Origin of the sequence: Candidatus Halocynthiibacter alkanivorans, from assembly GCF_003333265.1 — a bacterium.
GTDB classification, from domain to species: domain Bacteria; phylum Pseudomonadota; class Alphaproteobacteria; order Rhodobacterales; family Rhodobacteraceae; genus Halocyntiibacter_A; species Halocyntiibacter_A alkanivorans.
The window spans coordinates 60,880-76,373 of the sequence record NZ_QOLB01000117.1 but is presented as its reverse complement, the minus strand read 5'-3'; the positions used below and the strand labels follow the sequence as shown (position 1 = coordinate 76,373).

The 15,494-nt window shown below is 61.5% G+C and carries 19 protein-coding genes; 3 read left to right on the top strand and 16 right to left on the bottom strand.

The features are described from left to right. Window positions 1-65: 65 nt before the first annotated feature. The 9 genes from DWA01_RS14510 to fabA form a co-directional block, all read right to left on the bottom strand. Window positions 66-776 (bottom strand): alpha/beta fold hydrolase, encoded by a 711-nt coding sequence (locus DWA01_RS14510; protein ID WP_114286524.1) that lies wholly within the window; start codon window positions 774-776, stop codon window positions 66-68. Continuing rightward, window positions 769-1,563 carry a 3-oxoadipate enol-lactonase gene (gene pcaD / locus DWA01_RS14505; protein ID WP_114286523.1) on the bottom strand — a complete coding sequence of 265 codons (795 nt, stop codon included), beginning with the start codon at window positions 1,561-1,563 and terminating at the stop codon, window positions 769-771. The genes DWA01_RS14510 and pcaD overlap by 8 nt, the downstream gene beginning before the upstream one ends. 161 nt (window positions 1,564-1,724) lie before the next feature. Then, window positions 1,725-2,708, bottom strand: coding sequence for a threonine ammonia-lyase (locus DWA01_RS14495; RefSeq protein WP_114286570.1), 984 nt, complete (start codon window positions 2,706-2,708; stop codon window positions 1,725-1,727). Beyond that, entirely contained in the window at window positions 2,701-3,537 is an 837-nt protein-coding gene (locus DWA01_RS14490) for an alpha/beta fold hydrolase (RefSeq protein ID WP_114286521.1), read from the bottom strand. Before DWA01_RS14490 ends, DWA01_RS14495 begins: the two co-directional genes overlap by 8 nt. Next, window positions 3,537-4,223, bottom strand: coding sequence for a haloacid dehalogenase type II (locus tag DWA01_RS14485; RefSeq protein WP_114286520.1), 687 nt, complete (start codon window positions 4,221-4,223; stop codon window positions 3,537-3,539). The genes DWA01_RS14490 and DWA01_RS14485 overlap by 1 nt, the downstream gene beginning before the upstream one ends. Window positions 4,224-4,488: 265 nt before the next feature. Then, window positions 4,489-4,884 (bottom strand): DUF1761 domain-containing protein, encoded by a 396-nt coding sequence (locus tag DWA01_RS14480; RefSeq protein WP_114286519.1) that lies wholly within the window; start codon window positions 4,882-4,884, stop codon window positions 4,489-4,491. 276 nt (window positions 4,885-5,160) lie between these two features. Continuing rightward, on the bottom strand, window positions 5,161-5,949 hold the full coding sequence (locus DWA01_RS14475; protein ID WP_114286518.1) for an enoyl-ACP reductase FabI: 789 nt from the start codon (window positions 5,947-5,949) through the stop codon (window positions 5,161-5,163). A gap of 7 nt (window positions 5,950-5,956) precedes the next feature. Then, window positions 5,957-7,186: a beta-ketoacyl-ACP synthase I gene (gene fabB, locus DWA01_RS14470; RefSeq protein ID WP_114286517.1), complete on the bottom strand. Its 1,230-nt coding sequence runs from the start codon at window positions 7,184-7,186 to the stop codon at window positions 5,957-5,959. Between the two features lie 40 nt (window positions 7,187-7,226). Continuing rightward, window positions 7,227-7,736: a bifunctional 3-hydroxydecanoyl-ACP dehydratase/trans-2-decenoyl-ACP isomerase gene (gene fabA / locus DWA01_RS14465; protein WP_114286516.1), complete on the bottom strand. Its 510-nt coding sequence runs from the start codon at window positions 7,734-7,736 to the stop codon at window positions 7,227-7,229. A gap of 182 nt (window positions 7,737-7,918) precedes the next feature. Here fabA and irrA point away from each other — a divergent pair, with 182 nt between their 5' ends. Then, window positions 7,919-8,338 (top strand): iron response transcriptional regulator IrrA, encoded by a 420-nt coding sequence (irrA, locus tag DWA01_RS14460; protein ID WP_114286515.1) that lies wholly within the window; start codon window positions 7,919-7,921, stop codon window positions 8,336-8,338. A gap of 760 nt (window positions 8,339-9,098) precedes the next feature. Here irrA and DWA01_RS14445 read toward each other — a convergent pair. The 3 genes from DWA01_RS14445 to DWA01_RS14435 all read right to left on the bottom strand — a co-directional run bounded on the left by DWA01_RS14445 (window position 9,099) and on the right by DWA01_RS14435 (window position 10,445). Further along, window positions 9,099-9,305 (bottom strand): cold-shock protein, encoded by a 207-nt coding sequence (locus tag DWA01_RS14445; protein ID WP_114286569.1) that lies wholly within the window; start codon window positions 9,303-9,305, stop codon window positions 9,099-9,101. A 381-nt stretch (window positions 9,306-9,686) separates the two neighbouring features. Beyond that, window positions 9,687-9,905, bottom strand: a complete 219-nt coding sequence (locus DWA01_RS14440) for a DUF6500 family protein (protein WP_114286512.1) — start codon at window positions 9,903-9,905, stop codon at window positions 9,687-9,689. A gap of 42 nt (window positions 9,906-9,947) precedes the next feature. Continuing rightward, complete coding sequence (locus DWA01_RS14435; RefSeq protein WP_235008560.1) at window positions 9,948-10,445, bottom strand: DUF2867 domain-containing protein; 498 nt, start codon at window positions 10,443-10,445, stop codon at window positions 9,948-9,950. 185 nt (window positions 10,446-10,630) lie between these two features. Between DWA01_RS14435 and DWA01_RS14430 the strand changes: the two genes are divergently transcribed. Beyond that, the gene (locus tag DWA01_RS14430) at window positions 10,631-11,071 is read left to right on the top strand and encodes a GNAT family N-acetyltransferase (RefSeq protein ID WP_114286511.1); all 441 of its coding nucleotides are present in this window, start codon (window positions 10,631-10,633) and stop codon (window positions 11,069-11,071) included. A 191-nt stretch (window positions 11,072-11,262) separates the two neighbouring features. On the opposite strand, the gene DWA01_RS14425 is transcribed toward DWA01_RS14430, so the two are convergent. The 3 genes from DWA01_RS14425 to DWA01_RS14415 form a co-directional block, all read right to left on the bottom strand. Further along, the gene (locus tag DWA01_RS14425) at window positions 11,263-11,643 is read right to left on the bottom strand and encodes a hypothetical protein (protein WP_114286510.1); all 381 of its coding nucleotides are present in this window, start codon (window positions 11,641-11,643) and stop codon (window positions 11,263-11,265) included. A 341-nt stretch (window positions 11,644-11,984) separates the two neighbouring features. After that, window positions 11,985-12,413 (bottom strand): FKBP-type peptidyl-prolyl cis-trans isomerase, encoded by a 429-nt coding sequence (locus DWA01_RS14420; protein WP_114286509.1) that lies wholly within the window; start codon window positions 12,411-12,413, stop codon window positions 11,985-11,987. Window positions 12,414-12,531: 118 nt separating this feature from the next. After that, a complete protein-coding gene (locus DWA01_RS14415; RefSeq protein ID WP_114286508.1) occupies window positions 12,532-13,398 on the bottom strand; it encodes a LysR substrate-binding domain-containing protein in 867 nt (288 codons plus the stop codon). A gap of 114 nt (window positions 13,399-13,512) precedes the next feature. Here DWA01_RS14415 and DWA01_RS14410 point away from each other — a divergent pair, with 114 nt between their 5' ends. Beyond that, on the top strand, window positions 13,513-14,217 hold the full coding sequence (locus DWA01_RS14410; RefSeq protein WP_114286507.1) for an SDR family oxidoreductase: 705 nt from the start codon (window positions 13,513-13,515) through the stop codon (window positions 14,215-14,217). A 310-nt stretch (window positions 14,218-14,527) separates the two neighbouring features. Here the strand turns inward: DWA01_RS14410 and DWA01_RS14405 are convergent, their stop codons facing one another. After that, window positions 14,528-15,397, bottom strand: coding sequence for a hypothetical protein (locus tag DWA01_RS14405; protein WP_114286506.1), 870 nt, complete (start codon window positions 15,395-15,397; stop codon window positions 14,528-14,530). Window positions 15,398-15,494: the final 97 nt, after the last annotated feature.

The window sequence follows — 15,494 nt, the reverse complement described above, 5'->3', positions numbered from 1 at the left end:
GCTCCGGGCTGAGGGACTGTCTTTAAATCGGGTGCCCGCCGCCCGTCGTCAAGTTCCTTGCTGCGTTACGTCGCGGCCAAATTGTGCAGGTGGCGTGCCACACCTTCAGGGTCGGCAAAAAACGGCGAATGGGAACACTCCATCTCCACCACATCCGAAGCAGCCAGCCCGGCGCTCATCTGGCGCTGGTACTCTGGCGGGATGGTGCGGTCATCCGTACAGACCACATAGGATTTTGCCACGCTGTCAAATGCCGCCCCCAGCCGGATCTCTGTCGCCTGGGGCGCGATCACCTGGGCACACAGCCTGGCGCGGGCAAACGCCAGCGTGTCCTCGGGGCAGTCGTGGTAAAACACCTCGCGCAGGCAGTCATCACGTATGGTGAAACTCTTGCCGTCTGCTGATTTGTCGATCGCATGCATCAGCGGCTGATAAGGGGCTTCGCGGCGCATCTCCACCAGGCTCACCCCGTCGCGCGGCAGGTAGGCGCAGAGAAACACCAGGCGCGCGATCTTCTCCGGTGCTTTTTCCGCCGCCGCCGCGATGGCAAACCCGGCCATGGAATGCCCCACCAACACCACAGGCGTCTCAATTGCGGCCAGGATCGCATCGGCCCAGGCCTCCAGCGTCACTTGATCCGCAGGCGTGGTGTCGTCGCCATGGCCCGGCAGATCAATTGCCCGCACCCCGTGGCCATGCGCCCGTAGCGCCGGCAGCACATCACGCCAACACCAGGCGCCGTGGCAGGAGCCGTGAATAAGCAGGAACTCAGCCATGCGCCGTCTCTATATGACCAATGTCGCGCAGAAATCCGGTCAGCTGGCCGGTCCAGACTTCAGGGGCTTCCACCGGCGCCATATGACCCACCCGGCGCAGCATATGGAACTGCGCGCCGGGCACCAGCATCACCGTTTCGCGCATCAGATCCGGCGGGGTGGAGCGGTCCTCAGTGCCTGCCAACCCCAGAACCGGCAACCGCAGCCCCGAGGTAGGAGTGTAAAAATCGGTGCCGCCAATCGCGGCGCAGGTGGCGGTGTAGCCATCCACCGGGCAGGCGGCCAGGCGATCCGTCCAAAGCTCCACATCGCCGCTCTTGCGGAAATCGCGGCCAAACCACAGCCCGGCAATGCCCTCAGTGAAATGCGCCAGCCCCTGCGCGGCAACCGCCTCGGCCCGCTTTTGCCAAAGCGCCGGCGTGCCCAGTTTGGCAGCCGTGTTGGACAGCACCAGGGCCCGGATCTGATCCAGCCGTTTCACCGCCAGACCCTGCGCCACCATGCCGCCCAGCGACAGACCGCAGAACACTGCGTCCTGCACATTCAGCGCCTCCAGCAGACGTTCTGCATCCCGCACCAGACCGCCCATCCGATAGGGGCCCTCCGGCACATCGGACTGCCCGTGGCCGCGGGCATCATAGCGGATCACCCTGAGCCCGGCAGGCAGAAGCGGCAAAACCGCGTCCCAGATCCGCAGGTCCATGCCCAGCCCGTGCGCCAGCACCAGCGGCGCGCCCTGGCCACTCACTTCGACATGTAATTCATGGCCGCCAACATCAATGCGCATGCACTGCGCGGCCGCTGATGCGCCAGCCGCGCCCGATAAAACTGGTGCCGCTGATGCGCCCGGTGCCCCCGCTGTTGTTGGTGCGGTTGATACTGTTGGCTCTGCTGATGTGCCCGATGTGTCTTGTGCCCCGGGCTTGCCGTTTTTCGGAGGCGTGGCGCTCAAGAGCCGTCTCCAAAGCGGCTGATCGCCTCGGCAAAAACGGCGCTGTCCACATTGCCGCCGGTGGCGATGCAGATCACCGCGTCGCCCTGAAATTCATCCGGATGATAGAGCGCCGCCGCCAGCGCCACCGCACCGCCAGGCTCCAGCACCAGCCGCAACCGGGAAAACGCCGCCGCCATCGCGCGCATGGCTTCCTCATCCGTGACCACCAGACCGGGCCCGCCCAGCCGCGAGATCACCGGCAAGGTCAGCATGCCGGGCGCGGGAGTCAGGATCGCGTCACAGACCGATCCGCCCATGCGGGGGTTTCTTTCGCGCTGTCCCGAGGCCAGGGAGCGGGCGAAATCGTCAAAGCCGGCGGGCTCGGCTGTGCGCACCCGTAGGTCCGGCGCGTCCGCCTCCAGCGCCAGCGCCACGCCGGTGGCCAGACCACCACCGCCTGAGCAAATGGCGACATCGGCATTGCGGATGCGTTCGCAGCGCGCCTGAAACGCGATCTCCAGCCCGGTGCTGCCCTGGCCCGCAATCACCTCGGGATCGTCATAAGGTTTGATAAGTGTCAGCCCGCGTGCCTCAGCAAGGGGTGCGGCGATGGCATCTCGGTCCTCTCGCTCGCGGTCATAAAGCACCACTTCAGCCCCCAGCGCGCGGGTGTTTTCGATTTTCACGGCTGGCGCGTCTGACGGCATCACGATCACCGCCGGCACCTGATGCTGGCTTGCGGCCAGCGCGATGCCCTGGGCGTGATTGCCGGAGGAAAACGCCAGCACGCCCCGGGTGCGGATCGCCGGATCCAGTGCCGACACTGCCGCCCAGGCGCCGCGATATTTGAACGACCCGGTGTGCTGCAGGCATTCCGCTTTGACATAGACCCGGCGTCCGGCAATGCGGTCCAGAAACGGCGACTGCAGCATGGGAGTGAGGCGCGCATGCCCGATCAGGCGGGTCGCTGCGGCGCGGATCATCGAAATATCAACCATCAAGTACATCCAGGAAACGGGTCAGAACATCATGCGCTTCCGGCTCATCCAGAAACGGCACATGGCCTCGGTTAGCCACTGTGCTGTAAATCATATCCGGCCGCAGTGCTTGCATTTTTGCTGCAGTTTTTAAGGAAAGAATGTTGGAGTTCGCGCCGCGCAACAGCGCCAGGGGCACGCCGTCGAGGGCCATAAACATCGGCCAGAGATCCGGCACAGGGCCTGCCGAAGCCTGGGTCTCAACCGCCTGGCGCAGCGCCGGGTCATAGCGCAGCTCCAGCCCCCGGTCGCCCTCACGCCACAGCCGGCGCGCATAGTGCTGCCAGCCGTCCTGTGAAAACCCGGGGAAATCACGCCCCATCAGCGCCGGCAGGCCCGCGGCCGCCTCCTCAAGCGTCTGGAAACGCGGCGCGCGGCCCAGGTAACTCATGATCGCCGCAAGACCAGCGCTGTCGATCTCGGGACCAATATCGTTCAGCATCACACCGGCCAGCCGCTCCGGATGGCTTACCGCCAGCATCATCGCCAACAGTCCACCGCGCGAAGTCCCCAGCACTGCAACGCGCTCCAACCCCAGATGGTCCAGCAGCTCCACCACATCCATGGATTCGCGCATAATGTTGTAATTGTGGTAGTCCGGATCATGCTCTGAAGCGCCGCGCCCGCGTGCATCAAGCCGGATCACCCGGGCGCGGTCACTGGCAAAGGCCACCACTGGTTCAAAATCATCCATATTGCGGGTCAGCCCCGCCAGGCACAAAAGAACCGGTCCCGTGCCATGATCCGCATAACTCAGGCGTCGCCCGTCGCCGGTGGTGAACACCTTCATTACATTTCTTTCACTAATTCCGTCACGCTGCGCAGGTCATAATGTTCCCAGCGCGGCTCCCAGGGCAGGCGCTCGCGCGGCAGTCCGGCGCGGTTGACCCACAGTGTCTGAAAGCCAAAGCCGCTGGCGCCGGCGGCGTCCCAGCCGTTGGAGGACACAAAAAACACCTCTTCAGGCGTACAGTCAAACCGGTCGCAGACCATCTGATAGACTTTGGCGTCGGGTTTGAACACACCGACATCTTCCACCGATATGGCGGCGTCGAGGTACAGCTCAATGCCGGCGGAGTAGACCGCACCCGCCAGCATATCCGGCGCCCCGTTGGACAGGATTGCGGTGGACAGCCCGTCCTGTTTCAACTGCGCCAGCATTGCCGGCACCTCGTCAAACGCCGCCAGTTCCCAATAGAGCGACAACAGCCGCTGACGCAGATCGTCATCCTCAAGCTTTGACGCCTCCAGGGCCCAGTCAAGCGCCTCCTGGGTGACGGTCCAGAAATCCGTATGTGCCCCGGTGATGGCGCGCAACCAGCTGTATTGCAGCTGCCGTTCGCGCCAGTTGGCCGACAGGGTCTCCCAGCAGGCGGCAAACGCTTCGCGCCCGGGTTCTGAGGCCGCCCGCCGCGCGGCGGAGGCCACGTCGAACAACGTGCCATAAGCATCAAATACCGCGACTTTTGCAGCCATAAAGCAACTCCTTTGCAACATGGTGGCATGATGTGCCGGGATTTGAAAGGGTTTGAAAGGCTTTGGCATGAGACAGCCGGGGCCGTCTGGCCAGCCGCGCCCGTCAGGCGTGCAGCCCGGACGCGTTTCTAAACCTGCGACGAGAGGGCGGCCCGGGTTTGCGGGCAATCTGTGATGCTGCACGTCGCTCCCACAGGGGCCAGAAAAGCAAGTGCGACAGAACGGAGCAGGGTGGCGCCGGAGGCTGTTCCGGCGCCGTCAGATCTTACATGCCGCGGAAAATGCCCTGGCTGATGATCATGATCACCAGGCTGACGATCCAGTATCCGGCTTCCGTGCCGCGGGCATATTTCGATTTTTGGCTGAACATTCCGCCGGAATAGGCCAGCACGGTAAAGGCCACCGTGGCCAGAGTCACTGTCAGCAGTGCGCTGGACACTGCGGTCACACCGACAAACCAGCTCATCAGCAACAGGCCGATGATCTGGAGCGCCATGGCGCCGGCAGGCATTTCATTGGCATCGCCCAGCTTGACGCCAGAGCCTTCGGCCCATTTGGTGCCAAACAGCTTTTGTGAAAACCACAGCCAGCCGACCAGAAACGAGGCCCCCGCACCGACGAACACGGCCAGCCAGCTCACGCCCATTGTCAATTCTGTCATTTTGAGTTCTCCACGTTACCCAAACGCCGCGAACCGGACAGTTCCGGCCGCGTGCGTGTTATTTTCCCATTGTGTTAATTAACATAACCGGCAAATGATGCATTGAAAAGAGATTTATTGCGCGGCGCTGCACCAGGGGGGCCGGGGCACGCGCCGCCGGTGCGCGCTATGGTCGCAGCGCAGTTGCAAAACGCGCCCGCGGATCTCTCCGGGGCGCGTTTTGCGATGTTCAGAACGGCGACGGGCGGCAGGCGGCGGCCCGGCCAGTTGCCTGGCTCAGATATTGTCCGGTTGCGGCATGCCGAGCACGTGGAAGCCACCGTCCACCCGGATCACTTCGCCGCTGGTGCACTTGCCATAATCAGAGGCCAGGTAAACCGCGGTGCCGCCAATCGCTTCCAGCGTCGCATTGGCGCGCAGCGGCGCATTGGCCTCGGTGTGGCGGAAGGTTTTGCGACCCGAGCCGATCGCGGCCCCCGCCAGCGTCTTCATCGGGCCGGGCGAGATCGCATTGACCCGGATGCCTTCGGGGCCGAGGTCATTGGCCAGATAGCGCACGGCACTTTCCAGCGCCGCTTTGGCCACGCCCATAACGTTGTAATTCGGTGCCACCCGGTTGGAGCCTTCAAAGGTCAGCGTCAGCAGCGTGCCGCCTTCTTTCATCAGAGGCGCTGCGCGCCGCGCCACGTCGATGAAGGAATAACAGGAGATTGCCAGCGAGTTTTTGAAATTCTCGACAGATGTATTGATAAACCGCCCGGTCAGCTCGCTCTTGTCAGAGTAAGCGATGGCATGCACCACAAAATCCAGCTGGCCCCAGCGGTCTTCCAACTGTTTGAAACAGCGGTCCATTGCCTCCGGGTCGGTCACATCGACATCGACCAGAAAGTCGGAGCCGACGCTGGCCGCCAGGGGTTCAAGCCGTTTGCCAAAGGCTTCGCCCTGGTAGGAAAACGCCAGTTCCGCGCCCTCATTGGCCAGCTCCTGGGCAATGCCCCAGGCAATGGAACGTGCATTTGCGACACCCATGACAAGCCCGCGCTTGCCTTTCATCAGATCAGCCATGTTCAATTCACCCGTTGTATTTCGAAAGCAGCATAGAGCCATTGGTACCACCAAAGCCAAAGCTGTTGGTCATCACCGTGTCCAGACCCGCATCCGCAACAAATTCCGTGGCAATCTCACCCGGATTGATCGCCGGATCAAGTGTCTCGACATTGATCGACGGGGCGATGAAATCATCCTGCAACATCAGCAGACAGAAAATTGCCTCCAGCGCGCCGGCGGCGCCCTGGGCGTGACCGGTCATCGATTTGGTCGAGCTGACCGGCGGGGTGGAGCCTTCGCCAAACACCCGGCGCACCGCGTCGATTTCGCCAACGTCCCCGACCGGGGTCGAGGTGCCATGGGCGTTGATATAGCTGACCTTGCGGCCCTCTGGCAGGGTTTCAAGCGCCAGGCGCATCGCCCGCTCGCCGCCCTCACCCGATGGTGCCACCATGTCATGGCCGTCAGACGTTGCGGCAAAGCCGGTCACTTCCGCATAGATCTTTGCGCCGCGTGCCAGCGCATGTTCCAGCTCTTCCAGCACCACAATGCCGCCACCGCCGGAAATCACGAACCCGTCGCGGTCGGCGTCAAAAGCGCGCGAAGCTTTGGACGGATCATCGTTCTTCTTGCTCGACATCGCGCCCATGGCGTCAAACAGGCAGGACAGGGTCCAGTCAAGTTCCTCACCGCCACCGGCAAACATCACATCCTGCTTGCCCATCATGATCTGCTCGGACGCATTGCCGATACAATGCAGCGAGGTGGAACAGGCCGAGGTGATGGAATAGTTGACGCCCTTGATCTTGAACGCCGTCGCCAGGTTGGCGGAGATGGTCGAGGACATGCATTTTGGCACCGCGAACGGGCCGATGCGTTTGGTGGCGCCTTTTTCCAGCACCGTCTGATGTGCCACCAGCATTGCCGAAGTCGAGGCGCCGCCGGAGCCGGCAACCAGGCCGGTGCGCGGGTTGACCACGTCATCCTCACCCAGGCCGGAATCCGCGATGGCCTGGCTCATAGCGATATGGGCATAAGCGGCGCCATCGCCCATGAAGCGCAGGGTGCGCTTGTCCACCAGCGCTTTGGTGTCCACATTCAGTGCGCCGGCAACCCGGCTGCGAAAGCCGTGCTCCGTCATGCTTTCGCTGGCAACGATGCCCGATTTGCCCGCTTTCAGTGCGGCGGTGACTTCTTCGGCTGAATTGCCGATAGAGGAAACGATCCCCAGACCTGTGACGACGACGCGGCGCATATGCCTACTCCTGTACCCTGTAATTCCGTGGTGGCAGCTGTCAGCTTGCAGACAGCGCCACTTTCATGTCTTTGACCAGATAAATCACTTCACCGTCGGCCTCGACGCGGCCATCGGCCACCCCCATGGTCAACCGGCGGTTCTGAATGGCTTTGGTGAAATCAACATAGTATTTAAGCATCTTGCGTTCCGGGCGCACCATGCCGGTCAGCTTGACCTCACCGACACCCAGCGCGTAGCCACGCCCCTGCCAGCCGCGCCAGCCCAGATTGAACCCGGTCAGCTGCCACAGACCGTCCAGCCCGAGACAGCCGGGCATGATTGGATTGCCGGGGAAATGGCAGCCAAAGAACCACAGGTCCGGGTTGATGTCGAACTCAGCCACGATATGGCCTTTGCCATGGGCGCCGCCGTCCGAGCTGACCTCAGTGATCCGGTCCATCATCAGCATCGGCGGTTCCGGCAGCTGTGCGTTTCCCGGGCCGAACAGCTCACCGCGCGCACATTTCAGCAATTCTTCTTTGTCAAAACTTGTCGGATATTGTGCCATTCAGCCGGTCCCTTGAATTTAGTCTGTTTTCTTACCTCTCCCTCTAGCATCCGCAGGGAAGCGGGGGCAAGAGGCGCGGCCGGGGCCACAGAGCTGTCAGACAGTGTTTTCTGTTTGATTCACAACGCCAGCGCACCCTATAGTAAGTGCGAAACCAGAAGCGGACGATAAGTGGCAACAACATGACCGATCTCAGTGTGATCCGGGGGCAGCAATGGCTGGCCCAGGCAGACCTTCGTCCCACCAAACAGCGGCTCGCACTTGCAGCGCTGATGGTCGGCGACGGCCAGGACCGCCATGTCACCGCCGAAGGCCTGTTTGCCTCGGTCCGTGCCAGCGGCTTACAGGTGTCTCTGGCGACGGTCTACAACACACTGCGGGTCTTCTGCGAAGTGGGGCTGGTGCAGGAGATCACCATCGAGGGCGCCAAAAGCTATTTTGACACCCGCGTTGATGACCACCCGCATTTCTATTTTGAAGACAGCTCTGAGCTGACCGACGCGCCCAAAGAGCATCTGGAATTTGCCCGGTTGCCCGACGCGCCTGACGGCACCGAAATCTACAAGGTCGATGTGGTGATCCGGGTGCGCAAAAAACGCTGACCTGTGTCCGCCGCGCTGAAATGCAGGTCTCAACACAGCTGAAGCCGGCGCCTGGCCCGGATCGCGGCCCGAATCGTGCCCTGAATCCTGGCCTGATGTCATTGACCGCTCTGCAGCCGTCTTTCCGCCTGCTATCCACCGTCCGGCGCGACCAGGTGGGGCAGGGGCAGTTTGCAGGCAGCTCAGTTTCGCATCAGATGGGTAATGCCCGCCAGCCTTCCGCCCGGATGTGTGCCAGCGGTGGCGGCAGCAAGGTCCAAACCCCGCCATTGATGCGCCCCTTTTGAAACACCTGGTCTGCATACCCGCTCCGCTGACTTGCCAGCCCTCTGAAATGACACAGGTAAAGGCACGTCCCCTGTTCTGTGATTCCCCGTCAAAGCGAGGGCACGCCGGCATGCTGGGAAAAAAGCGCTGGGCCGGTGCGGCTGATTCTTTTCGTCAAACCTGTGCAATCACAGATTCGCCCCGAATCTCATCAGTGCACTGAGTTGTTGCGCGAACCGCAATATATCCTGCTGCCGGTCCGGGCGTTACGCTTTGTCACCGGCTCCCGCTGACAGGCGCGTCCGGCGCGTCGCGACCATTGCGATTGTGGCGGCGGCGATCAGGAACGACACGACTTTGCAGGGTACGATATTGCGCCCGCTGCACGCCGGTCGGGAAAGTCATCTCAAGCCGGGACACACCCGGGTCCGGAAACGCAAAACGCGGCCCCCGTGAAGGGGCCGCGTCTCAAAAACTATGCGCTCGTAAAGGCTTAGGCCAGTTCGAGGTTGATAGCGGACTCACGACCGTCACGGCCGGATTCGATGTCGAAAGTTACTTTCTGGTTGTCGGCCAGGCCGGTGAGGCCGGAACGCTCAACTGCAGAAATGTGTACGAACACATCTTTGCCGCCATTGTCGGGTGCGATAAAGCCGAAGCCTTTAGTAGTGTTGAACCATTTTACGGTGCCATTGGCCATATCCGTAGTCTCCTGATTTGTGATGCCCGCATCGTGCGGCAACCTGGCGTGGTCGGTCTGGATCGAAAGACTGAACGCCGGAAACCGGGAGACAGTGGGTCGAAAAAGAAAAACGTTAGCCAGGGTCATTTAGGTCGATGCGGCATCCTTTGCAAGGATTTCTTTGACAATTGACAAAATGACGCAGTTTCGATGCGTCGGTGCCACGTCACCAGCATGTGCCCGCCGCCGTGATTGGCCGGGAAAAGGGGGGGTGCGCGCACATCTGAGGCGAAAACCGGCTCTCCCTGCCGCCAAAGTCACTTTATGCGCTGCGGCCAGGCGCGGCCTGTGGCGTACAGCGGCGAATTTCCCGGCAGCGCCTGCGCCCGAACGCGCCTGTTACACCCCCTGCAGCACCATATCCCGTATCTTCACCGCTTTTTCGAAATGATCCAGCTTATGGCGCTCGATCCACCAACTGGCTGCCTCCATCAACAGGGCAGGGTCGTCGTTCTTATTGGCAAAAAACGCATAAAACGACAGGCCCACACCCGGTCCTTTTTGTGCGATTTTACGGTCACAGGTCTCAATAATCTTTTGGCGTAATGTGTCGCGCATGTCTCGTCTCGATTCTTGGGGGGCGTTGGAAATATTTGAAACTCAGGAAAGCGCCCGGCGCAGACGCTTCAGATCACTGCGCACAAGAAGCCTGTGAACCGGCGCTACGGGCAACATATAGAACCGCCCGAATCTGTTATGGGTTTTGACGGAAGAGGTGATGGTCAACACCTGCCGGCTGAGCGAAATACAGGTCATGACATCCAGGTGCCGGTCCCGCGCGGTCAGGGTCAGAACATCCGGAGAGACATGCTCAACCAGAAAAAAGTCGAGCTTGTCTCCCACTTTGACGGTTTCCGGATATTGGCCGGTAAACCCGCCAATACGTTTTACCCCAAACAGGGCCGATACCGCGTCCCGGATAGAAAACGCCATTTTCAGAAGGGGCGCCGGACGGGATATGATGTTGATCCACGCATCAGTGGCGCTCAGGTTTTTTGGCAGGCGCACCGACTGTTGATCAAAGAAATCAAGCTCGGCGGCGGGTGCCAGCATCTGAATATGGGTGTTCGGAAGACCGAAAGAATTGTCCAGGGTCACGGCATTCCACTCCTCGGAAATTTTGCCGGACCATTGCACATCTGACACGGACCGACAACGTCGCCGGGGCACGCCTTTGGCGGCATCTCTTTGGTCGTATCTCCGCCAGCGTGCCCCCTGTGCCGCCCTGCGCTGCGGTCAGCGCTGCAGTTGCCAAACGCAGCAACCTGGGCTCAAATCGATCCATGCAGGACAAAATACAAATCCGTCATCTCGGAGCTGAAAATGCCTGGCTGCTGGAGGGGGCCGATGTCTTTGATCACCCGGTTGACCTGGTGCAACTTGCGGCATTTATCGCGGATCCAGGGCATGAAATGATCATAGCCGTGGTCGCCGGTAAAATTGTCGGTATGGCGTCAGGCAGCGTGCTGCTGCATCCCGACAAGCCACCGGCATTCCTGATCAGTGAAGTCGGCGTCAGCAAAGACATGCGCCTGCGCGGCATCGGAACGGCGCTGCTTCGGCGGCTGTTGCAACTGGCGCGGGCGCGGGGATGCCGGGGCATCTGGCTGGCGACTGAAGCCAATAATGCTGCAGCAAGGGCGCTGTACCGCAAACTGGGTGCCCGTGAAACGCAGGATGTTGTCGTCTGTGACTGGGACGGAGCCATGGATGAGGGCGTATAGCCCCCAATGCAGGGGGGATCTCACCGGCCCGGAAACGATAAAACCCGTCGCAAGAAACGCAGGGCCCCGTCGCACAGAGTGTCTTGCCCCGGTCCGCACAGCGCTCTGCCGCCAGCCCGCCTGGCAATCAGGCAGCAAAAGGACGCCCGGAGGCGCCCTTTCGGTGTGTTCGCTGAAACTTTCGTCCCGCTCTATGCCGACTTGACGCAGGAATAGAATATTGTACGGATCTGCCTGGCAGGGCGACCGGGAATTGTCCGGGTGCCATAGCCGATATCCCTTTCGATCACAGCCTGGCCGGTCAGGCGTGGGCTGTTCTGCCGTGCGCAAAACGACGCCGCCCGCCGTCTGACTTCAGGCTCACTGACCTCCTGGGTGAAATATGAGATCTGCAGCGTCGGGTAGATGCCCGCAGATTCCAGCGGTATGAACAGATCCAGCCCGCGCTGGTCGGCAGGGTTTGGAAACGCCTTCTGAATAAAGGCGTTTCTGCGCACCTCTGCTTTTTGCGGATTGACGGTGCACGCCGTAAGCACAACGGCGGCGGCAAGGGACGACAATAATATCTTCATCTGAAATACTCTCATGCTGGTTTAATTGTGATTGATGTACGGGCGTTGAAATAGTCGTTCTGTGGCTGAAATTGCCAGCACCACTAGCCAGCCGAACCTGTCAATAATGTGGTCAGGGGGCGTTCAGATTTCGTCGGGACCCCGGCCGGGGAATCGCAAGCAGGGCAAAGACCTGTCATAAATGTCCAGCCGGGCCCGTGACTGCCCGGGGGGGCATCATGAAACTGCCGCAATCGGCATCCAGCCACGATCTTCCATGCGCAAGCCTGCCAGCCCGCATGACCGGCAGGCACAAAAAAGGACGCCCGCAGGCGCCCTTTCTCAATCATTTCTGGCGCGGCTCAGTTGATCGAGACGATCTCAAAATCAAAGGTCAGCTCTTTGCCGGCCAGCGCGTGATTGGCGTCCAGCGTCACCGTCTCCTCCGAGACCTCCACGATGGTCACCGGGATCACCCGGCCCTCGGGGCTCTGCATCTGCAGCTGCAACCCAATCTCAACCGGGATATCGTCCGGAATCTGGGCGCGCGGCAGGGCCTGGCGCGCGGCGGGGTCGATATGGCCATAGGCCTCGCCCGGCGCAATCACCACTTTTTTCCGCTCGCCCACCACCATGCCGGGCAACGCTTTGTCGAGCCCGGTGATAATCATGCCGGAGCCGACTTCGAATTCCAGCGGGTCGCGCCCTTCCGAGCTGTCGAACACGGCGCCGTCAGACAGTGTGCCGGTGTAATGGATGCGAACAGTGTCGCCGGATTTGATCTCGGTCATCTTTGGGTCTTTCAATTGGAACGGGCGATCCGCCCTGTAAACCGGGCGGGTCCGGTGTGGTGGCTCTCATACATAAGTGCGCTTTCCGCAAAGTAAAGCAGGGGCAACGATGTGGTCGTCACGCTCCGGCCTCAGCCAGAAGCCAGCCTGTCAGCCTTTTTTGCGCTGTTTTGTCACCGGCATCATCCGGGCACACCACGTAAAAACCAGAGGCATCCTGCACCGGCAATTGCCACAGCTGTACCAGCCGGCCACTGGCCAGATCGGTCTCCACAAGAATGCGCGGCGCAATCGCCACACCCTGGCCATTTGCGGCGGCCTCCAGTGCCAGAGCGGTCTGGTTGAACTGCAAAATACGCTGCTCCGGCCAGTGGGGCAGGTGGTGAAACAGCCGGTCCCAGTGGCGGTGACCGTCCTGGACCGGCAGATGACGCAGCAGATCACCGGCGGCGTGCACTGCCGGGCTTTCCGTCGCATAACCCTCACTGCAGACGGCGCAGAGATCCAGCGGCGCCAGCAGATCCACCCGCAGCCCGGCACCAAAAGGCGGGCAGCCCTGGCGGATGGCAATATCGACGCCGTCGTTGCGGAAACTGGCGATGGATTCGCTGGCCACGGTCTGCAGATCGATATCCGGGTGCTGGCGGGCAAACTCTGCCAGCCGTGGCACCAGCCATTTGGCGGCAAAAGACGGCGGCACGCTGAGCGTCACCTGCAGCACCTGCGGGTGCAGCGCACGGGTCGCACCGTCAATCAGGGCCAGCGCCCGGCGCACCGGCAGGTGATAGCTGCGCCCCTGATCCGTCAGCGCCAGCCCCCGCGCCTGGCGGTGAAACAGCACCACCCCGAGATCTGCCTCCAGCCGGCGCACCTGCTGGGCCACCGCGCCCTGGCTCAGGTGCAGCTCTTCGGCGGCCAGCCGGAAGTTCAGATGCCGGGCGGCGGCATCAAACATCCGCAAGCTGTTCAGATTGGGTATGCGCATCGTTGCCTCATGTCAGCCAGTAGATTTTCTACAGCCTGAAGCGATGAGACATGATTAGTCAAGCCGCCAGAACCGGATCAGACTGGCGCAAGCTTTAGCAAAAGGAATGTTGTTATGGATACGCAGAAAGTTGCTCTTATCACCGCCGGCGGCAGCGGGCTTGGCGCTGCCGCCGCGCGCCGGCTGGCGGCGGACGGCCACCGGATCGCGGTGCTGTCCTCTTCGGGCAAAGGCCAGGCGCTGGCAGAAGAGCTTGGCGGTGTGGGTGTCACCGGCTCCAACCAGTCGCCTGACGATCTTCAGGCGCTGGTGGATCTGGCGACAGAGCGCTGGGGGCGTATCGATGTGCTGGTCAACTCAGCGGGCCATGGACCCAAAGGCGAAGTGCTGGAGATTTCGGATGACGACTGGCATCTGGGCATGGAGTTCTATCTGCTCAATGTCATCCGGCCCACGCGCATGGTCGCCCCGCTGATGGCAGCCCGGGGCGGCGGCAGCATCATCAACATCTCGACCTTCGCTACCTTTGAACCCGACCCGCTGTTCCCGACCTCCGGCGTATTTCGCGCTGCGCTGGCCAGTTTCACCAAACTGTTTACGGACCGCTACGCGGCGGACAATCTGCGCATGAACAATGTGCTGCCCGGTTTCATCGACAGCCTGCCAGAGACCGATGAGCGCAAGGCGCGCATTCCGATGGGACGCTATGGCACCTCTGATGAGGTCGCCGGGCTGATCTCCTACCTGGCCTCAGACGTGGCGGCCTATGTCACCGGCCAGAATATCCGCATCGACGGCGGGCTGACCCGCTCGGTGTGACAGGACTATAACTGGTTCCGGGGCAGGGGCAGGGGCGCGGTTTTGGCCAGTAGCGTGGGCGCCGGTCATGACCACTGGCACCTGCAACAGTGGCAGGGCCCGGTCATGGCCTGAAACGGAGGCACCGGTCATCTGGAGTCCTTGCCCTTGCCCTTGCCCCTGCACCAGGGCCAGAGGCGGCCCGGCTCTGCGAGCGGAAACACCGCCCTGAACCTCAGACCGGAATGACCGCCTGAGACACTCCCGCGAGACACTTCAGCGAGACGCTGCCGGGAGGCACAGCCCGGTACCACTACCCGGCCTCACCAAGCTAAAACCATTGCCCCGGTTCCATCAGCCCCAGATCCAGTAATTGCTGGGAATGCCAGTCAAACGGCACCGAATTATGCCATTTGAACGTGTCGATGGCAGCGCGCGATCCGCTGTTGCTGCGCAGCGCCTTTGCGGTGCGGAACGAGGCCACTGCCGCAGTCAGATTGTGATGCCAGCGGCAGGCGTAGGTGTTGTATTCCTCGTCGCTGAACACATGACCCGGCAGCAGGGTCACGCTGTCTTGAGCCCGGAACAGCGACACCCGGTCAATGCGGCGGCGCGGCGCCGGGACATGTTCTTCAAAGCGCCAGCGCAGCCCGCCATAAAAATCCAGCTGGCGTTCTTTCATATCGTGGTGATTTCCGGCCACATGGCGCCCCAGCGCATAATAACCCGACCGGTCCAGATGCGCGTCTTCCAGCGTCACCGCGTCGGGGAATTCGCCGAGATCCCCGGCGTAAAGATCGACCACATAGGTCAGCATCGCGTCTCGCCGTTCCTCAGTGTGGAAACTCAGCATCTCGCCGATGCTGCGCGTTTCGCAATAAGGGAAAAACAGATATTCTGCGTTGTAACAGTAGAAAAACCACAGCCCCGGCGCCGCAGCGCAGATCGCATTGACCGCTTTGAGCATCGCGGCTTCTTCATTGACTGCGCAGGTGACACGGTGCACCTGACTTTCGGTCAGTTCCACCAGCTCCAGCTCTTCGGGCGCCAGCACGATCACCGATTTAAAGCCGAGATGCAGGTGATGGCGGATGGTGGTCTCAACCTCAATCAGATCCTCGACCAGGATGATTGCGACCGGCCCCTCGCGCAGGGCGTCTCCCCCATCGCTTAAAAAGGATTTCAGACTATAATATCGCATGTTACGCCCTGTATCGCGCGCAATGCCGCGCCGGGCTCAAACTCCCATGAACCGCGGCACAAATGCAAGCGTTGCGATCTGCCCCTGTTGGGTGTAG